This window comes from Shewanella sp. SM68, assembly GCF_025653925.1.
Classification (GTDB): domain Bacteria; phylum Pseudomonadota; class Gammaproteobacteria; order Enterobacterales; family Shewanellaceae; genus Shewanella; species Shewanella oncorhynchi.
This window is the reverse complement of record NZ_JAKKRU010000001.1, coordinates 591,074-607,666: the sequence shown is the minus strand read 5'-3', so window position 1 is coordinate 607,666 and position 16,593 is coordinate 591,074. Positions and strand designations below refer to the sequence as shown.

The 16,593-nt window shown below is 46.2% G+C and carries 12 protein-coding genes and 1 tRNA gene; 10 read left to right on the top strand and 3 right to left on the bottom strand.

Annotated elements, in window-relative coordinates:
- Positions 1–251: 251 nt before the first annotated feature.
- The 8 genes from L5M40_RS02570 (at position 252) to nadE (ending at position 12,234) form a co-directional block, all read left to right on the top strand.
- Complete coding sequence (locus L5M40_RS02570; protein WP_198572356.1) at positions 252–1,334, top strand: efflux RND transporter periplasmic adaptor subunit; 1,083 nt, start codon at positions 252–254, stop codon at positions 1,332–1,334.
- Complete coding sequence (locus L5M40_RS02565; RefSeq protein WP_263176571.1) at positions 1,331–4,426, top strand: efflux RND transporter permease subunit; 3,096 nt, start codon at positions 1,331–1,333, stop codon at positions 4,424–4,426. Before L5M40_RS02570 ends, L5M40_RS02565 begins: the two co-directional genes overlap by 4 nt.
- Before the next feature lie 181 nt (positions 4,427–4,607).
- Positions 4,608–6,521 carry a molecular chaperone HtpG gene (htpG, locus tag L5M40_RS02560; RefSeq protein WP_028759653.1) on the top strand — a complete coding sequence of 638 codons (1,914 nt, stop codon included), beginning with the start codon at positions 4,608–4,610 and terminating at the stop codon, positions 6,519–6,521.
- Positions 6,522–6,705: 184 nt separating this feature from the next.
- Positions 6,706–7,569 (top strand): tetratricopeptide repeat protein, encoded by an 864-nt coding sequence (locus tag L5M40_RS02555; protein ID WP_263176569.1) that lies wholly within the window; start codon positions 6,706–6,708, stop codon positions 7,567–7,569.
- Between the two features lie 140 nt (positions 7,570–7,709).
- Positions 7,710–8,354 carry an adenylate kinase gene (gene adk, locus L5M40_RS02550; protein WP_028759655.1) on the top strand — a complete coding sequence of 215 codons (645 nt, stop codon included), beginning with the start codon at positions 7,710–7,712 and terminating at the stop codon, positions 8,352–8,354.
- Positions 8,355–8,466: 112 nt separating this feature from the next.
- Positions 8,467–9,486, top strand: a complete 1,020-nt coding sequence (hemH, locus tag L5M40_RS02545) for a ferrochelatase (RefSeq protein WP_263176567.1) — start codon at positions 8,467–8,469, stop codon at positions 9,484–9,486.
- Positions 9,487–9,897: 411 nt separating this feature from the next.
- Positions 9,898–11,202, top strand: a complete 1,305-nt coding sequence (locus L5M40_RS02540; protein ID WP_028759658.1) for an inosine/guanosine kinase — start codon at positions 9,898–9,900, stop codon at positions 11,200–11,202.
- Positions 11,203–11,403: 201 nt separating this feature from the next.
- Complete coding sequence (gene nadE, locus L5M40_RS02535) at positions 11,404–12,234, top strand: ammonia-dependent NAD(+) synthetase (RefSeq protein WP_028759659.1); 831 nt, start codon at positions 11,404–11,406, stop codon at positions 12,232–12,234.
- A gap of 117 nt (positions 12,235–12,351) precedes the next feature.
- Here the strand turns inward: nadE and L5M40_RS02530 are convergent, their stop codons facing one another.
- Positions 12,352–12,852, bottom strand: a complete 501-nt coding sequence (locus L5M40_RS02530; protein WP_263176564.1) for a DUF6942 family protein — start codon at positions 12,850–12,852, stop codon at positions 12,352–12,354.
- A gap of 235 nt (positions 12,853–13,087) precedes the next feature.
- On the opposite strand from L5M40_RS02530, the gene L5M40_RS02525 reads away from it, so the two are divergent.
- Together L5M40_RS02525 and L5M40_RS02520 are read left to right on the top strand one after the other, a co-directional pair.
- Positions 13,088–14,617, top strand: coding sequence for an alpha/beta hydrolase (locus L5M40_RS02525; protein WP_263176562.1), 1,530 nt, complete (start codon positions 13,088–13,090; stop codon positions 14,615–14,617).
- Positions 14,618–14,928: 311 nt separating this feature from the next.
- Positions 14,929–15,005 (top strand) — tRNA-Pro (locus tag L5M40_RS02520).
- Positions 15,006–15,347: 342 nt separating this feature from the next.
- Here the strand turns inward: L5M40_RS02520 and L5M40_RS02515 are convergent.
- Positions 15,348–15,761 carry a DUF819 family protein gene (locus tag L5M40_RS02515; protein WP_317629661.1) on the bottom strand — a complete coding sequence of 138 codons (414 nt, stop codon included), beginning with the start codon at positions 15,759–15,761 and terminating at the stop codon, positions 15,348–15,350.
- The gene (locus L5M40_RS02510) at positions 15,761–16,573 is read right to left on the bottom strand and encodes a DUF819 family protein (protein WP_263256215.1); all 813 of its coding nucleotides are present in this window, start codon (positions 16,571–16,573) and stop codon (positions 15,761–15,763) included. The genes L5M40_RS02515 and L5M40_RS02510 overlap by 1 nt, the downstream gene beginning before the upstream one ends.
- Positions 16,574–16,593: the final 20 nt, after the last annotated feature.

The following is a 16,593-nucleotide window of genomic DNA, read 5'->3' as shown; positions in this document are numbered from 1 at the left end:
TATATACCAATCTTTTTCAAATGGTTTTAGTGATAAATGTTGATTTAGTGGCAATAAGTAAAATTAATCACTTAACAACCTTGTTATCGTACTGCATTCTGGCAACTCAACCATTGATATCGCCAAAGACACTTAATCATACATATTTTGCGCTATCAGCGTAATTTGTAAGAAAAAGTAAAACGTATTGATGCGATGATGTGAGTGAGTAAACTAGCCGTCATTAATGCGAGTCATTCCTTGGAAGCCCGATGAAAAAAATTATTCTAATAATCGCCATATTGGCCGCGGCATGGTTTGGATACCAAGCCATGCAACCGCAAGAGATTGCTGCAGCCCAGATTAAACTCATACCTAATGTGGTGATTGCCACTGCCGCTATGGCGCCCATTCGCGATGAAGTTGAAGCTATTGGTAGCAATAAAGCCGCAGAATCTGTAACGATAACGCCTAAAGTCACCGACATGGTGATAGCGCTTAAATTTGACGACGGTGATATCGTTAAAAAGGGCGAGTTATTAGTCCAACTGCAAAATGCTGAGCAGATCGCTAAGGTTAAAGCCGCGCAAGTCAAAGTCAGTGATAATCAACGTGAATTAGCTCGGATCAGTTCGTTGGTGACTAGCCGCACTGTGGCCGAGTTAGAACGCGACAGATTACAAACCCTTATTGATACCACCCGTGCCGAGCTCGAACAGGCGCAATCATCACTCAATGATCGCAGTATTCTGGCGCCTTTTAATGGCCGTTTAGGTTTACGTCAAATCAGTGTGGGCAGCTTAGTGTCACCCGGCACTGTAATTACGACATTGGATGATATTTCTACCATTAAGCTCGATTTTTCAGTGCCAGAGCGCTTTATTCAAGATTTAGAGCCAGGTAAAAAGGTGGAAGCCAAAGCGGTCGCTTTCCCTGATGTGACTTTCAAAGGTGTGGTGACATCGATTGATAGCCGTGTGAATCCAACCACGCGCACAGTGATTGTTCGCGCCGAAATCCCCAATCCTGAACTGCGTTTATTACCGGGCATGTTGATGAAGGTTAAACTCATCAAGCGTAGCCGCGAGGCCTTGATGTTGCCTGAATCTGCTATTATCCCGATCCAAAACAGCCATTATGTTTACAGCGTCAATGCCGACAAGGTGATTGAACGTAAACAAGTCACTATTGGTATTCGCACCCGTGGCTGGGTGGAGATCTTAGATGGTTTAGCCTTGGGCGAAAACGTGGTCATCCGCGGCTTACTGAAAGTTCATCCTGGGGATAAAGTGCAAACTGAGTTCGCGGAAAAGTTTAGTTATCTTGCCGATACGAACGCGGAGCCAAGTGTATGATCCTTACTGATCTCTCGGTCAAACGTCCCGTATTTGCCTCAGTGATCAGCTTGCTGCTGGTCGCTTTCGGGCTTGTCTCCTTTGATAAATTGCCCCTACGCGAATACCCGAATATAGATCCACCAGTGGTATCTATCGACACGAATTACCGCGGTGCCAGTGCTGCCGTGGTGGAAAGCCGCATTACCCAATTGATTGAAGACAGGATCAGTGGCGTCGAAGGTATTCGTCACGTGAGTTCATCGAGCAGTGATGGCCGCTCATCGGTTACCTTAGAGTTTGATATTAGCCGTAATATTGAAGATGCAGCTAACGATGTGCGCGACAGGATCTCAGGTTTACTCGACAATTTACCCGATGAAGCAGATCCCCCAGAAGTACAAAAGGCCAATGGCAGTGATGAAGTGATCATGTGGCTCAATCTCGTGTCGGATCAAATGACCACCCTCGAATTGACCGATTACACCAACCGCTATTTGTCGGACCGCTTTTCGGTGGTCGATGGTGTTGCGCGGATGCGTATTGGTGGCGGTAAGGTTTACGCCATGCGCGTTTGGCTTGACAGACAAGCCTTGGCCTCTCGCAGTTTAACGGTTGCCGATGTTGAGGCCGCGCTCAGAGCTGAGAACGTCGAGTTACCTGCAGGTTCGATAGAGTCGAAGGAGCGGCACTTTACAGTGCGACTGGAGCGGGGTTATCGCACTGCCGAAGATTTCGCAAACTTAGTGATCACCCAAGGGGAAGACGGTTATTTAGTCAAACTGAGTGATGTCGCACGGGTGGAAATTGGCTCTGATGAAGAGCGGATTATGTTTCGTGGCAACAAAGAGGCAATGATAGGTTTAGGCGTGTCTAAACAGTCAACCGCCAATACGTTAGAAGTGGCGCGCGCAGTGAATGCGCTGGTTGACAAAATCAACCCGACCTTGCCAGCGGGGATGTCGATTAAACGCAGCTACGATAGCTCAGTGTTTATCGAAGCCTCGATTAAAGAAGTGTATCAAACCCTGTTCACAGCGATGATTTTAGTGATTATCGTGATTTATCTGTTCCTTGGCAGCGTGCGCGCTATGTTGATCCCCGCGATCACTGTGCCAGTGTCTCTGCTCGGCACCTTTATTGTGCTGTATGCACTAGGTTATACCATTAACCTCTTGACCTTATTGGCAATGATCCTCGCCATTGGTATGGTGGTGGATGATGCGATTGTGATGCTGGAAAACATCCATAGACGTATCGAGGAAGGAGATTCACCACTCAAAGCTGCTTTTCTCGGTGCGCGTGAAGTGGCTTTTGCTGTTATCGCGACTACACTCGTGTTGGTCGCGGTCTTTATGCCAATCACTTTCCTTGAAGGTGACTTAGGTAAACTCTTTAAAGAGTTTGCCGTGACCATGAGTGCGGCGGTCCTGTTCTCTAGCCTAGTAGCGCTCACACTCACGCCCATGATGTGCTCTAAGTTGCTTAAGCCGAGCTCGCAGGATTCTTGGTTGGTGCGTAAGGTCGACGGCATAATGACAAAAGTGTCCAACCGATACCAATTGTCCTTAAAATCCGCCATGGCCCACCCGATATTGGTGTCGATTCTGGTGTTAGTCGCATTAGGTTCTAGTGTCTATTTAGTCCAAAAAGTACCGCAAGAATTTGCACCACAGGAAGACCGTGGTTCGTTATTCTTGATGGTCAATGGGCCACAGGGCGCGAGTTACGAATACATAGAATCCTATATGAATGAAGTGGAAAACCGCTTGATGCCATTGGTCGAAACGGGTGATATCAAACGTCTGCTCATTCGTGCCCCCCGTGGCTTTGGCCGCGCGGCGGATTTCTCTAACGGTATGGCAATCATAGTACTGGAAGATTGGGGCAAACGTCGTCCAGTAAAGGAAGTTATCGTCGACATTAATAAGCGTCTTGCCAATCTCGCCGGGGTGCAAGCGTTCCCTGTAATGCGCCAAGCCTTTGGTCGCGGCGTAGGTAAACCTGTGCAATTTGTGGTTGGTGGACCTAGCTACGAAGAGCTTGCCCGCTGGCGCGATATCATGATGCAAAAGGCGGCACAGAATCCCAAATTATTGGGATTAGATCATGATTATAAAGAGACTAAGCCTCAACTTCGTGTCGTCATCGACAGAGACAGAGCGGCGAGCCTTGGAGTGTCGATTTCAAATATTGGCCGTACGTTGGAATCCATGTTGGGCTCACGCTTAGTGACGACGTTTATGCGTGACGGTGAAGAATACGATGTGATCGTTGAAGGCGAGCGCGATAATCAAAATACGGCGGCGGATCTGCAAAATATCTATGTTCGTTCCGAGCGCAGTCAGGAGCTTATTCCGCTGTCGAACTTAGTGACTGTGGAGGAGTTTGCCGACGCCAGTTCGCTTAATCGCTATAATCGCATGCGCGCGATCACCATAGAAGCCAGTTTGGAAGATGGTTATAGTCTAGGTGAAGCCCTTGATTATATGAATCAATTGGCGCGTACCTATTTGCCAGCGGAAGCGGTGATTAGCTACAAGGGCCAATCCCTCGATTATCAAGAGTCGGGTAGCTCTATGTACTTCGTATTCATCCTCGCACTGGGGATTGTATTCCTCGTGCTCGCGGCGCAGTTTGAGAGTTATATCCACCCTGTGGTGATCATGCTTACTGTGCCGCTGGCTACCGTCGGTGCATTAATTGGTTTGTGGCTTACGGGGCAGAGTCTTAATATTTACAGTCAGATAGGCATTATTATGCTGGTCGGGTTAGCCGCGAAAAATGGCATCTTGATTGTCGAGTTTGCTAACCAATTACGGGATAAAGGTGTTGATTTTGATAAGGCCATTATCCAAGCGTCAGCGCAGCGGTTACGACCTATCTTAATGACAGGGATCACCACTGCTGCTGGTGCCGTGCCATTGGTATTGGCGGTAGGCGCGGGTGCTGAAACTCGTTTTGTGATTGGTGTGGTTGTGCTATCGGGGATTTTACTGGCAACCCTATTCACTATCTTCGTGATCCCCGCCGCTTATGGACTCTTTGCCCGCAACAGCGGATCGCCCGAAGCTATCGCCCAACAGTTAGAAAAAGAATTAGCCCAAGACTAACGCCTCGTGCAGGTTGATGTTGAAAGCATACATATAGGCGCTTGGTATTCATCAAGCGCCTTATTTTTCGCCATTCGAACCTCGTTTTAGCCCTTGCCCTTGAAAAGCAAATTTGGAGCCCCATTTAGTAAACACTAAGCGTTACTTTTACCAAATTGCGTAACAAATAAAGGAAAATTTCATGTCACAACAAGAAACTCATGGTTTTCAAACAGAAGTCAAACAGCTGTTGCATTTGATGATCCATTCTTTGTATTCCAACAAAGAAATTTTCTTGCGTGAACTGGTCTCCAACGCTGCGGATGCGGCGGACAAGCTGCGTTATCTGGCGTTGACCAATGACGCACTCTATGAAGGCGACGGTGAACTGCGAGTCCGTATCAGTGCCGATAAAGAAAAAGGCACTGTGACCATCGAAGACAACGGCGTGGGTATGACCCGCGACGGCGTGATTGAGCATTTAGGCACAATCGCAAAATCAGGCACCGCTGATTTCTTTAAGAATCTATCGGGCGAATCCTCAAAGGATTCCCAGCTAATCGGTCAGTTCGGTGTCGGTTTCTATTCGGCTTTTATCGTGGCGAAAAAAGTCACCGTTCGCACCCGTGCTGCCGGTCATAAGGCCGATGAAGCCGTATTGTGGGAATCAGAAGGCGAGGGTAACTTCACCGTTGATACCATCACTAAGGCGAGCCGTGGTACTGAAATTACGCTGCACCTGCGTGACGAAGAAAAAGAATTTGCCGATGATTGGCGCCTGCGTTCGATCATCACTAAATACTCAGATCATATCTCTGTGCCAGTCGAAATGTGGCAAGAAGGCTCGCCAGAGCGTGATGGTCCTGATGGCGAAAAAATTCCTGCGACCGAAGGTCAATGGAAAGTCATGAACAAAGCCACGGCTTTGTGGATGCGCAATAAAGCTGACATCAGTGATGAAGAGTATCAAGAGTTTTACAAACACATTTCCCACGATTATACCGATGCACTACTGTGGAGTCATAATCGGGTAGAAGGTAAGCAAGAATACACTAACCTATTGTATATTCCTGCAAAAGCGCCTTGGGATATGTGGAATCGCGACCGTAAACACGGCCTAAAACTGTTTGTGCAACGTGTGTTCATCATGGATGACGCTGAGCAATTTATGCCATCTTATCTGCGCTTCGTGCAGGGCTTAATTGACTCAAACGATCTGCCGCTGAACGTATCCCGCGAAATTCTGCAGGATAACCACGTGACCAAAGCGATGCGTACTGGTATCACCAAACGTGTGCTTGGCATGCTGGAAAAACTGGCGAAAGACGATGCGGAAAAATATCAACAGTTCTGGGCTGAATTTGGTCAAGTGCTGAAAGAAGGGCCTGCGGAAGATTTCGCTAACCGTGAGCGTATTGCTGGCTTATTGCGTTTTGCCTCGACCCACACGGGCAGTGCGGCGCCGACTGTGTCACTTGATGACTACATCAGCCGCATGAAAGAAGGCCAAACTAAGATTTATTACATTGTTGCCGACAGCCATGAAGCCGCAGCTAACAGCCCACATTTAGAGTTGCTACGTAAGAAAGGCATTGAAGTCTTACTGATGTCAGAGCGTATCGACGAGTGGCTAATCAACCACTTAACTGAGTACAAAGAGAAACAATTGCACTCAGTGACCCGTGGTGATTTAGAACTTGGCGAGCTGGAAGATGCATCTGAAAAAGAAGCGCAAGAAAAGCTTGAGCAAGAATCGGTAGCTTTAGTTGAACGCATTAAAGCGGCATTAGGCTCAACCGTTGCGGATGTGAAAGTCACGTCACGCTTAACTGACACCCCAGCCTGTGTGGTGGCGGGTGAAGGCGAAATGTCGACTCAGATGATCAAGCTGATGCAAGCTGCGGGTCAACCTGTGCCAGAAGTGAAGCCGACATTTGAGATCAACCCAGCGCACCCATTAGTATCGCGCTTAAATGATCTTCAAGATGAAGCCGCCTTCGCGGATTGGTCAAATCTGCTGCTGCAACAGGCGCAATTATCTGAAAAAGGTAGCCTTGCGGACCCATCGGCCTTTATCAAGCTGATGAACCAAATGTTACTGGCTAACATGAAGTAAATGACTATCGGGGCCCTTCTTTGAACGGCCCCGATATTGTTTCTAGTGCAGGAAGAGTGGTTTGCGCCTAGCCTGTCACTCAATCCGTTAGCGGTAAGACTCGATTTTAAGACTTGGTTCTAACGCTTAGTTTTAAAAGAATAAGGCCTCCCATGATAGAGGCCTTAAATGTTAAGGGAATACTATGGACAATATCCTCAGTCTGACTAAAGACAATATTCAGCAAGTGGTTGACGCCTCGATGCAACAGATCGTGGTGTTAGCATTTTGGGCTCAGCCGCAGGAACAAAGTGTGGCTATGCTGCACACCTTAGAGAAAATTGCCGCGCAAAATGCGGGTCGATTCGTGCTCGCAAAAGTTGACTGTGAAGCCGAATTAGAAATTGCCAATTACTTTCGCATTCAAAGTCTACCGACCACGTTAGTATTAGATAAAGGTCAGCCTGTCGATGGTTTTGCTGGCCTGCAAGATGCGGCGCAAGTCACGGCTATGCTGGATAAACATTTGCCGCCTATGTGGCAGTTACAGTTAGTACAGGCCAAAGCATTGCTCGCCTTGAGTCAAGTAAGTGCAGAAGATCTTGCTACTGCAGCTGTGTTGCTTAAAGAAGCACATACAGGGTCAAATCAAGCGGGTGAGGTGAGTCTAGTGCTTGCCGATGTGTATCTGATGCAGGGCGAATTAGTGTTAGCACAAGCCATGCTTGAGAAGGTAGGGCTTGCTGACCAAGATGGTTACTACCAGAGTTTAAAAGCTAAGCTCGCACTTGCCTTAGATGCGGCGGATACCCCTGAAATTCGCGATTTGCAGCAAAAGTTTGAGCAAAATCCAACAGATTTAGTGTTATTACTCGAGCTGAGTAAGGCATTGCATGCTGCCCACCGCGATGATGAAGCATTAGAACTGTTATTCGGTGTGCTAAGTAAAGATTTAGGTGCTGAAAATGGCACAGTAAAACAAGTGTTTATGGAAGTATTAACGGCACTTGGCCAAGGTAATCCCATAGCCAATCAATACCGCCGTAAGCTCTATACTTTGCTCTATTAATGAAAAAAATCGCTTAGTAACCGCAGTTTATTTGCGGTTTCTGAGGCTAAAGTCGAAGCTAAAACCCTTCTCAATGGCGGCCAGATGTGCGAAGATCGCCGCCCTAAGAAGAATATCAATGCGAAAAGAGGACTCTTGAGATGCGCATTATCCTATTGGGCGCCCCAGGTGCCGGTAAAGGTACCCAGGCCCAGTTCATTATGGAACAGTATGGTATCCCACAAATTTCCACTGGTGATATGTTACGTGCCGCGGTAAAAGCTGGTACTCCACTGGGTTTGGAAGCGAAAAAAGTGATGGATGCTGGTCAACTGGTTTCTGATGATCTGATCATCGGTCTGGTTAAAGAGCGTATCGCACAGGAAGACTGTGTTAAAGGTTTCTTGTTAGACGGTTTCCCACGTACTATCCCACAGGCGGATGCGATGGCGGCAAACGGTATTAGCATTGATCACGTGATTGAAATCGACGTGCCAGACGAAGAAATCGTTAAGCGCATGAGCGGTCGCCGTGTTCACCCAGGTTCTGGCCGTGTTTACCATGTGGTTTTCAATCCACCTAAAGTGGAAGGTAAAGACGACGTGACGGGCGAAGATTTAGCTATTCGTCCAGATGACGAAGAAAGCACAGTGCGTAAACGCCTCGCGATTTATCACGAGCAAACTAAGCCGCTCGTTGAATACTACGGTAAAGTGGCTGCCGCTGGCCAAACTCAATACAACAAGTTTGACGGTACTCAATCGGTTGCGGCCGTGAGTGAGCAGTTAGCTAGAGTGTTGAAATAACCGAATAAAGGTTAATTTACGAGAACAAGTTCTCATATTAAGAAAAAGCCTGCCGATGCAGGCTTTTTTTATGGGTATCGCAATGTTAGCCTCCAAGTGAACTTCATTAACCATGAGCCTAACGTTGAATCCTTCCCCTGCTTTTGGTGTGTTATTGGTTAACCTCGGCACGCCTGATCAACCTAGTCCTAAGGCCGTTAAACGCTTTTTAAGGCAGTTTTTAAGTGATCCCCGTGTCGTCGATTTATCGCCGTGGATTTGGCAACCGCTGCTGAACGGCATTATTCTCAACACCCGTCCGGCGAAAGTCGCCAAACTCTACCAAAGCGTGTGGACGCAGGAAGGCTCGCCCTTGATGGTGATAAGTGCACGCCAAGCACAAAAGTTGGCGGTGGACTTAAGTGCAACCTTTAACCAGACCATTCCGGTTGAACTGGGTATGAGTTACGGCAATCCCTCCATCGATGCGGGATTTGAACGCCTGAAAGATCAAGGAGCAGAGCGTATTATTGTGCTGCCTTTGTATCCCCAATATTCCTGCTCGACGGTGGCAAGTGTGTTCGATGCCGTTGCCCGTTATCTTAAAACTGTGCGTGACATGCCGCAGGTTCGCTTTAATAAAGACTATTTTGACCATAGCGCTTATATTGCTGCGCTGGCACACAGTGTGACGCGCCACTGGAAAACCCATGGGCAGGCCGACAAGTTGCTCTTGTCATTTCACGGTATTCCACTGCGTTATGTGAAAGAGGGCGACCCTTACCGCGAGCAGTGTTTTGTCACGGCTAAACTGTTGGCGCAAAAACTTGAGCTGAGCGAGTCGCAATGGCAAGTGTGCTTCCAATCGCGCTTTGGCCGCGAAGAATGGTTAACGCCCTACGCCGATAAATTACTGGCCGAGTTACCTGCGCAAGGGATCAAAAGTGTCGATGTGATTTGCCCTGCGTTTGCGACCGATTGCCTCGAAACCTTAGAAGAAATCTCCATTGGCGCTAAGGAAACCTTTTTGCATGCGGGTGGCAGCGACTATCGGTTTATCCCTTGTTTGAACGACGATGAGTTACACATTGAATTATTACGGCAATTAATCCAAGAACAAGCGGTATCTTGGGCCCATACCCAAGCCACCTGAAGATACGAGTTTCAGAGCGCCTAGGGTGATTCAATTCAAGGCGCATCAATGACAGAATGTCGGCCACCTTTTGAATTGATGCAACACGGAAGTGAAGTGCCCTAGGCGCTCCGTCCCGGCGTTTTTTAACGCACTTTATACTGTGTTGACTATTTTTAACTTAGCCCACTAGGTCTGCAAATAGCCGCCTTGCCTAAAGTGCGTTAAATTCCCGCTGAATCCTGCATCTTCAGGTTGTTTGGGTATTGGAGCACTGGCTTCGAACTGATTTTGTGATAGAATCTGCGCCCTTCCGGCTAAGGGGTGGTTTTTTTGTCTCGCTAGCCTAGACTCAATATTTTTAGGATGCTGCTTGGCTTGACCGCCTCGGCAGACGCCAATTAGCATGGATGCCAGGAAAAGAGAGCCACTATGAAGTTTCCCGGTCAGCGTAAATCTAAACATTATTTTCCGGTTAAAACCCGAGATCCGCTGCTTGAACAGCTGACTCAACAGCCTCAGCCGTTTGCGACCTATATCAGCGGTATTGATCAAACCTTAGTGGATATCGAAGCGAAAGTGGAAGACGAATTGCTGAGCCGTTATGGCTTGCCCAAAGGCAATTCTACCTTGATCAATGATGAACAGGCCCACAGACTCTACACTGAGTTAAAAATTCATGGTTTGATTAGCGATGAATTTGCTGGTGGCACGATTGGCAACACAGTGCACAATTATTCTATTCTGGCCGATGACCGTTCAGTGCTGTTTGGGGTAATGAGTCAGAATATCGAAGTGGGCAGTTATGCCTACCGCTATTTATGTAATACCTCTTCTAAAGTCGACCTTAACTTTCTACAACCTGTAGATGGTCCTATCGGTCGCTGTTTTACCCTGATTTCTGAGTGCGGCGAGCGAACATTTGCGATCAGCAAAGGCGCTATGGATAAACTCACACCTGAATTTATCGATAAAGACGTGGTGCAGGGCAGTTCAGCCTTAGTGTTGACCGCGTATTTGATGCGCGCCAGTGATGGCGACCGTATTACCGATGCGGCCATGTGCGCTATCGAATATGCAAAAGCCGCCGAAGTTCCCGTGGTATTAACCTTAGGCACGCGTTTCTTGATTGAAGAAGACCCGCAATGGTGGCAAAACTTCATCAAAGAACATGTCACCATTTTGGCGATGAATGAAGACGAAGGTGAAGCCTTAACGGGTTCAAGGGATCCTCTGCTTGCCAGTGAAAAAGCCTTGGAATGGTGCGACATGGTATTAACCACGGCGGGGCCTATCGGGCTTTATACTGCGGGTTATACTGAAGATTCTGAAAAACGCGAAACGACGCACACCTTGTTGCCGGGCGCGATCCCTGAATTTAATCGTTATGAATTTTCCCGTCCAAAGCTTAAAAGTGACTGTGAAACACCAATCAAAGTGTTTGCCCACATTTCACCTTATATGGGCGGCCCAGAAAAAATCGGTAACACCAATGGCGCTGGCGATGGCGCGTTATCGGCGTTATTGCACGATCTGGCGGCCAATACTTTCCACAAGACTAACGTGCCAGGCTCAAGTAAACATAAGCGTGATGGCCTATGTTATTCCTCGTTTTCTCAAGTGTGTAAGTACGCTAACCGCGTCGCCTATGAAGTCTTAGCTCAGCATAGCCCGCGTTTATCCCGCGGTTTACCTGAGCGCGAAGACAGCTTAGAAGAATCCTACTGGGAAAGATAAGTCGGTAGCTGTATTGGGATTAAGCTGACTGATTTACGCTAGGGCAATAACGGCAAACCGTTGTTGCCCTTATTTTTATGGCGTTTATCAATAATCAATTAACTAAGCATTAATTTTAACTACAGGCAGTTGCGAATAAATGTTAACGTTAGTCGGGTTCAGGTAGTCCAAATACAGCGATGATTTAAGGTGGAATTTTCGGTGAAAGCGCAAATCTTAAGAGAAATGAAGGTACTCACGGCCATAGAGCCAGAGTTCGAAGTGCAACGTCGTGTCGCGTTTATTAAAACCAAACTAAAAGAAGCACGCAGCAAGGCATTGGTATTAGGGATCAGCGGTGGGGTGGATTCTTCTACCGCTGGGCGTTTGTGTCAGTTAGCGGTGGACAGTTTAAATAAAGAAAATAGCCAAGGCGGTTACCAGTTTATCGCTGTGCGGTTACCTTATCAGATCCAAAAAGATGAGCATGAGGCGCAATTAGCCTGTCAGTTTATTCAGCCCTCTAAGTTGGTCACTGTGAATGTGCATCAAGGCGTTGATGGCGTGCACAGCGCTACCGTTGCCGCGTTAGCCGAAGCCGGATTGCCTTTGCCCGATGTGGCGAAAGTGGATTTTGTGAAGGGTAACGTTAAAGCCCGTATGCGGATGATCGCCCAGTATGAACTCGCCGGACTCGTAGGCGGGCTTGTGGTGGGGACAGATCACAGCGCCGAAAATATCACAGGTTTTTACACTAAATGGGGCGATGGTGCCTGCGATTTAGCGCCATTATTTGGTCTTAACAAACGCCAAGTTCGCCAACTCGCCGCGTATCTTGGCGCGCCAGAATCGTTAGTCTATAAAGCGCCGACCGCGGATTTAGAAGATAATAAACCGTTACTCGAAGATGAAGTCGCGCTTGGCCTAACCTATGCGCAAATCGATGATTTCCTTGAGGGAAAAGACGTTGGCAAGGCGGTTGAAGACAAGTTAATTGGTATTTATAAGGCGACGCAGCATAAACGTCAGCCTATTCCAACTATTTACGACTAACCCTGAATCGTCCTTGAATATGCACTCGTTTGAACTCTGTTCACGAGTGCTTTTTTATGCCTTTGTTATTTGGTGACTAATGCTGTGGTGACAGCCGTTACCACAATCATAATGGGATTATTCACTGTGGTGGGGCTCTGGCGTTGCTAAGTGTTGGCGTGTCAGGGCGATCAGTTGGTTTGGGTATTGGCGATAATCCAAATAGGGCGTGAGTAAACAATGCTGTCCTAGCGAAGATGGCAGCTTAAGTACGGTTATGGATTTATTTTGGGCAGTTAAATGCTGCGCACCGGAATCGTTCACGGACATGGTGAGCCCTAAAGCATTTGCGGCCACTTGCCCCGCAATGAGATGAATCTTAGCGTTTGCCATCAATTCAGTGCCGCCTATGCAGAGCAGTTCATTTTGCTTGAGTAACACTTGGTCACGATAGCTGCGCCAATCTTCTCCAACCGCGCTGACTTTTGCCATAATAGTGAAGATCTTACGCCAATGATTGCCATTGAGAGCTATAAGAGTCGCGACAGCATCTGGCTGAGTGTAATGCCAGCTCTCAGGTACCAGCGGCGCTGTAGGAAGATAGTAAGCGAACCTAGCGTGTGGATTACCAATTATCATCGAGAGCGTATAAGTTTCGTTGGAATAAGACTATTTTCGATCCTAACCCGATTAAGGCCTATGCGGCTAATAAAATTGCGAGATGAGTAAATTGGGGTGACTAAATTGAAGTGACTAAATTGGAGTGATTAAATTGTACTGCTTAAGTGGTTTTTATCGCGGTAAAACGTTTGAAGGATGTTTTTATCTACCCGTATAATCTAGTTGCACATTTTATCTTCATGTAGGAACAGCGATGAAGGCTATCATCATAGGTTCGACAAAACACCTATTTTTAGCTGCAGTGTATGCAAGTACTGGCATAGTGGTGGCGTTACTCGCGACAGGGATCTATTTTCTTAATGCGCGCCCTGAGCTGTCACTTTGGCATACGGTCGAGCTAAAAAATGAGTTCCATTACAATACCAAACTTGCCAATTTTAATGAGTACTTAGCGCTAGAAGACCGCTTATTCGCCGAAGTTGAGCGTAAAGTTGTCAAAAAGATTCCCGCCAATGAATTTTCTCCAGTGAACCGCTATGTCAAAAATAGCTTATCTGATCCTGCCCATTGGCCACAAAACTGGAATCGCAGTTATGAATGGCCTGTGGCTAATGCCGAATTTGGAGTATTACTGCTCCACGGTATGTCGGATTCGCCCTATGCTCTATCCAATGTGGCAGTGCACTTTAAAGGTAAAGCCCATGTGCTCGGTTTAAGACTGCCAGGACATGGCACGATTCCAAGTGGATTGACTGAGCTTTATTGGCAAGATCTGGCCGCAGCGGTGAATTTAGCCACAGCGCATATGCGGCAAACTCTGAAAGATAAACCATTATTTGTGGTGGCTTTTTCGACGGGTGCCGCCGTCGCGCTGAACCATGAGTTAGAACGTATAAGCCATAATAAAACCCCTGATTATGATGGAATGATTTTTATCTCTCCCGCGATAGGGCTAGCGCCATCTGCGGCGGCTGCACGCTGGCAGAGTTGGATAGGACGATTGTTGGAGCTGGATAAACTGCAATGGAACAGTATTCAAGTAGAGTACGATCCCTTTAAATACACCTCTTTTGCGGTTAATGCGGGCGATGTAGTTTATCAATTAGCCCTGCGTAACCAAGGTTTATTGGCAGGATTAACGCCGAAGCAACGGGTGCAAGTTCCGTCGATACTCACCTTTCAGTCAGTGGTGGACGCAACGGTTTCAACTGCGGCGGTGGTGAATAATCTGTATCAAACGTTGCCTGAAAAAGGTCATGAGCTAGTGCTGTTTGATATGAACCGACTCGATGTAAATGCCAAGATGGTGTCCAATGATCCGCTTGCGGGCTTGTTGGCGAACATTAATAACCCTGAGTTACATTATCGCGGCACTGTGGTGGAAAATATCAGTAATGAAACCACGCAGGTTCAGGCGCGATACTTTGGTTTAGATGAACTGGGTTTAGATGAACAAAATTTAGATACACAGGATATAGACACACAGGGTAAAGTGCTCACTCAGGTCAGTGAAAACGTGCGGATATTAGATTTATATTGGCCTGCAGGCGTGTATTCTTTATCCCATGTTGCGCTACCTTTTGGCATAGATGATGGGCTTTATGGCGCCGTGATCCAGCCTGATTTACATAGGATCCAAATCGGAGCCTCAGCTTCGCGCGGAGAGCGCGGCTTGTATAGCGTGTCAGCGTCTGAAATGTTACGACAGAAATGGAATCCCTTTTTCCCGTATCTACTCGAGCGCATGGATGAGTACCGACTCGCCCATATGCACTCGCATTGAATGATGATTTAGTAAACAGGTGTCATTATGTCTGTTCTGCAGCTAAATCTTGTTTGAGTATGGTCGTAATCAGTATCGAGCAATCATTATCGACGAAAATTGTGTCATTCAGAACATAAACTAAGCAGTTGATCAAAGAGATGTAATGAAGCCCTTGCGCAGTTGCGAGGCAATTGCTACAGTTCTGGCTCGCTTAAGATAAACCCCATAAACAGTATCTTAGGTGATAAGTAATTAAGCAAAAGCCGTAAAGATTATCGCTAAACTATATTTAGCTAAGTCAGCACAGGTATGCAATATACTTAAAAATTCGGTATGTAGCGCAGCCCGGTAGCGCACTGTCATGGGGTGTCAGGGGTCGGAGGTTCGAATCCTCTCATACCGACCAAATTCATAAACAAAAAAGCCTGCAATCTTAATCAGTTGCGGGCTTTTTTATTTTTATGCGATTTTAAAGTTCTTTTTAAGCATGCCAAAAGACTTAGGTATATGTAATGGTAAAGTGTCCCAGTTTGAATCATGAAAAACATAACAAATATGGGCAGGTTGCGCGTAGCTGCGACTTTATCCCAGTGTTGAATCACCCCGAGGTTTGATTGATTGGGGGGGGAATGGATAAGTTGTATAGTTAAATAGAAATTTTCTGAAAGCTTTGGGTAATGCTTTGAAGATTCAGGAGTGGCATTTATTGGGAGCAAAAAATTAGTTGGACACACTTTTTGTTCCCGTCTTATGGTTGAATAAACTGCATTAAAAAACCAAAATACCACGCCAACAAAGAAGCCCAAGTATAACCCCAAACTGCCATCAATAAAGCAGCGGAAGCCAGCCTTGGGTGAAAAGCGCTGGCGATAACTGGTGCAGAAGCCGCACCACCAATATTACACTGACTCGCGATCGCGAAGTACATGATAGGTAATCGAAAAAATACAGTAAAAATAAATAAGATAATAATGTGTATAGAGAACCAAATAAGAGCGATACAAACATAATAGGGCGCGGCGCGCAATGCGCTAATATCAAAGTTCAACCCCATCAACATTATCATGATATAGATTAAAAAAAGAGCTATTTGCTGAGTTTCCTTGACTAACACATGTCTTGCATTTGTTAATGAAAAGAATAATCCTAAAAAAGTTGCAATTAATACTGACCAAAAAAATCAGAAGTAAGATTGTATTTAAATAAGTGTGGGAAACTATTAGCGATTCTTGTTGCAAGGAAGGATGATAATTTTTCACTAAAGAGAATTACAATGAAAAAAGTCAAGCTCAATATCAGAATCCAATAATAGCTTGTTTGTTTTCCTATCACTTTACGTTTGATGTCAGTGCAAAATATCGGTCTATAGCTTTTATCAGCTTTCAGGAAATCATCGATTTTATCTTGGCGTTCTGCAATGAAAAGTAATATAACCATCCATATACCGGAAAAAAGAATATTAATAGCCATCATTACCGCAAATACGGCATCACCGACACTGTGGATTTCTTTTACAGCCAATTGATTGGCGGTTCCGCCAAGCCAGTTTGCCATCAGTGTTGACATGCCTTTCCAGGCAGCATTATCTCCCTGCCAGACGAGTTCGTTCGGAAAAAATATAGAGCCTAACCATAGGCTTAATGGACCGCCAATACAGATGCTCACAGCACCTAGCACGTACATACCGAGAAGTTTTTTTCCCACTAAACTGAGAGCAAAGAAATCGGTACCTAAAATCAGCAAAAATAAACAACCGGGCATTAAGTGTGTTTTTGCCATTTCGCTAAGTTGACTATGACTTGCATCAATAATATTTAGCGAGCTAAAGATGGCAGGTAAGGTGTAGCACATTAGCATCAGTGGAAAAATACGATAAAATTGCTTAAAAAGTGTAATAGAGGATGTGTGTGTATAAAATAAACCACATAGTAAAAAGACTAAAAAAAATCCTATTCCAAGATCTGATGATATCAATTAAATTCACCTAGTAAGAA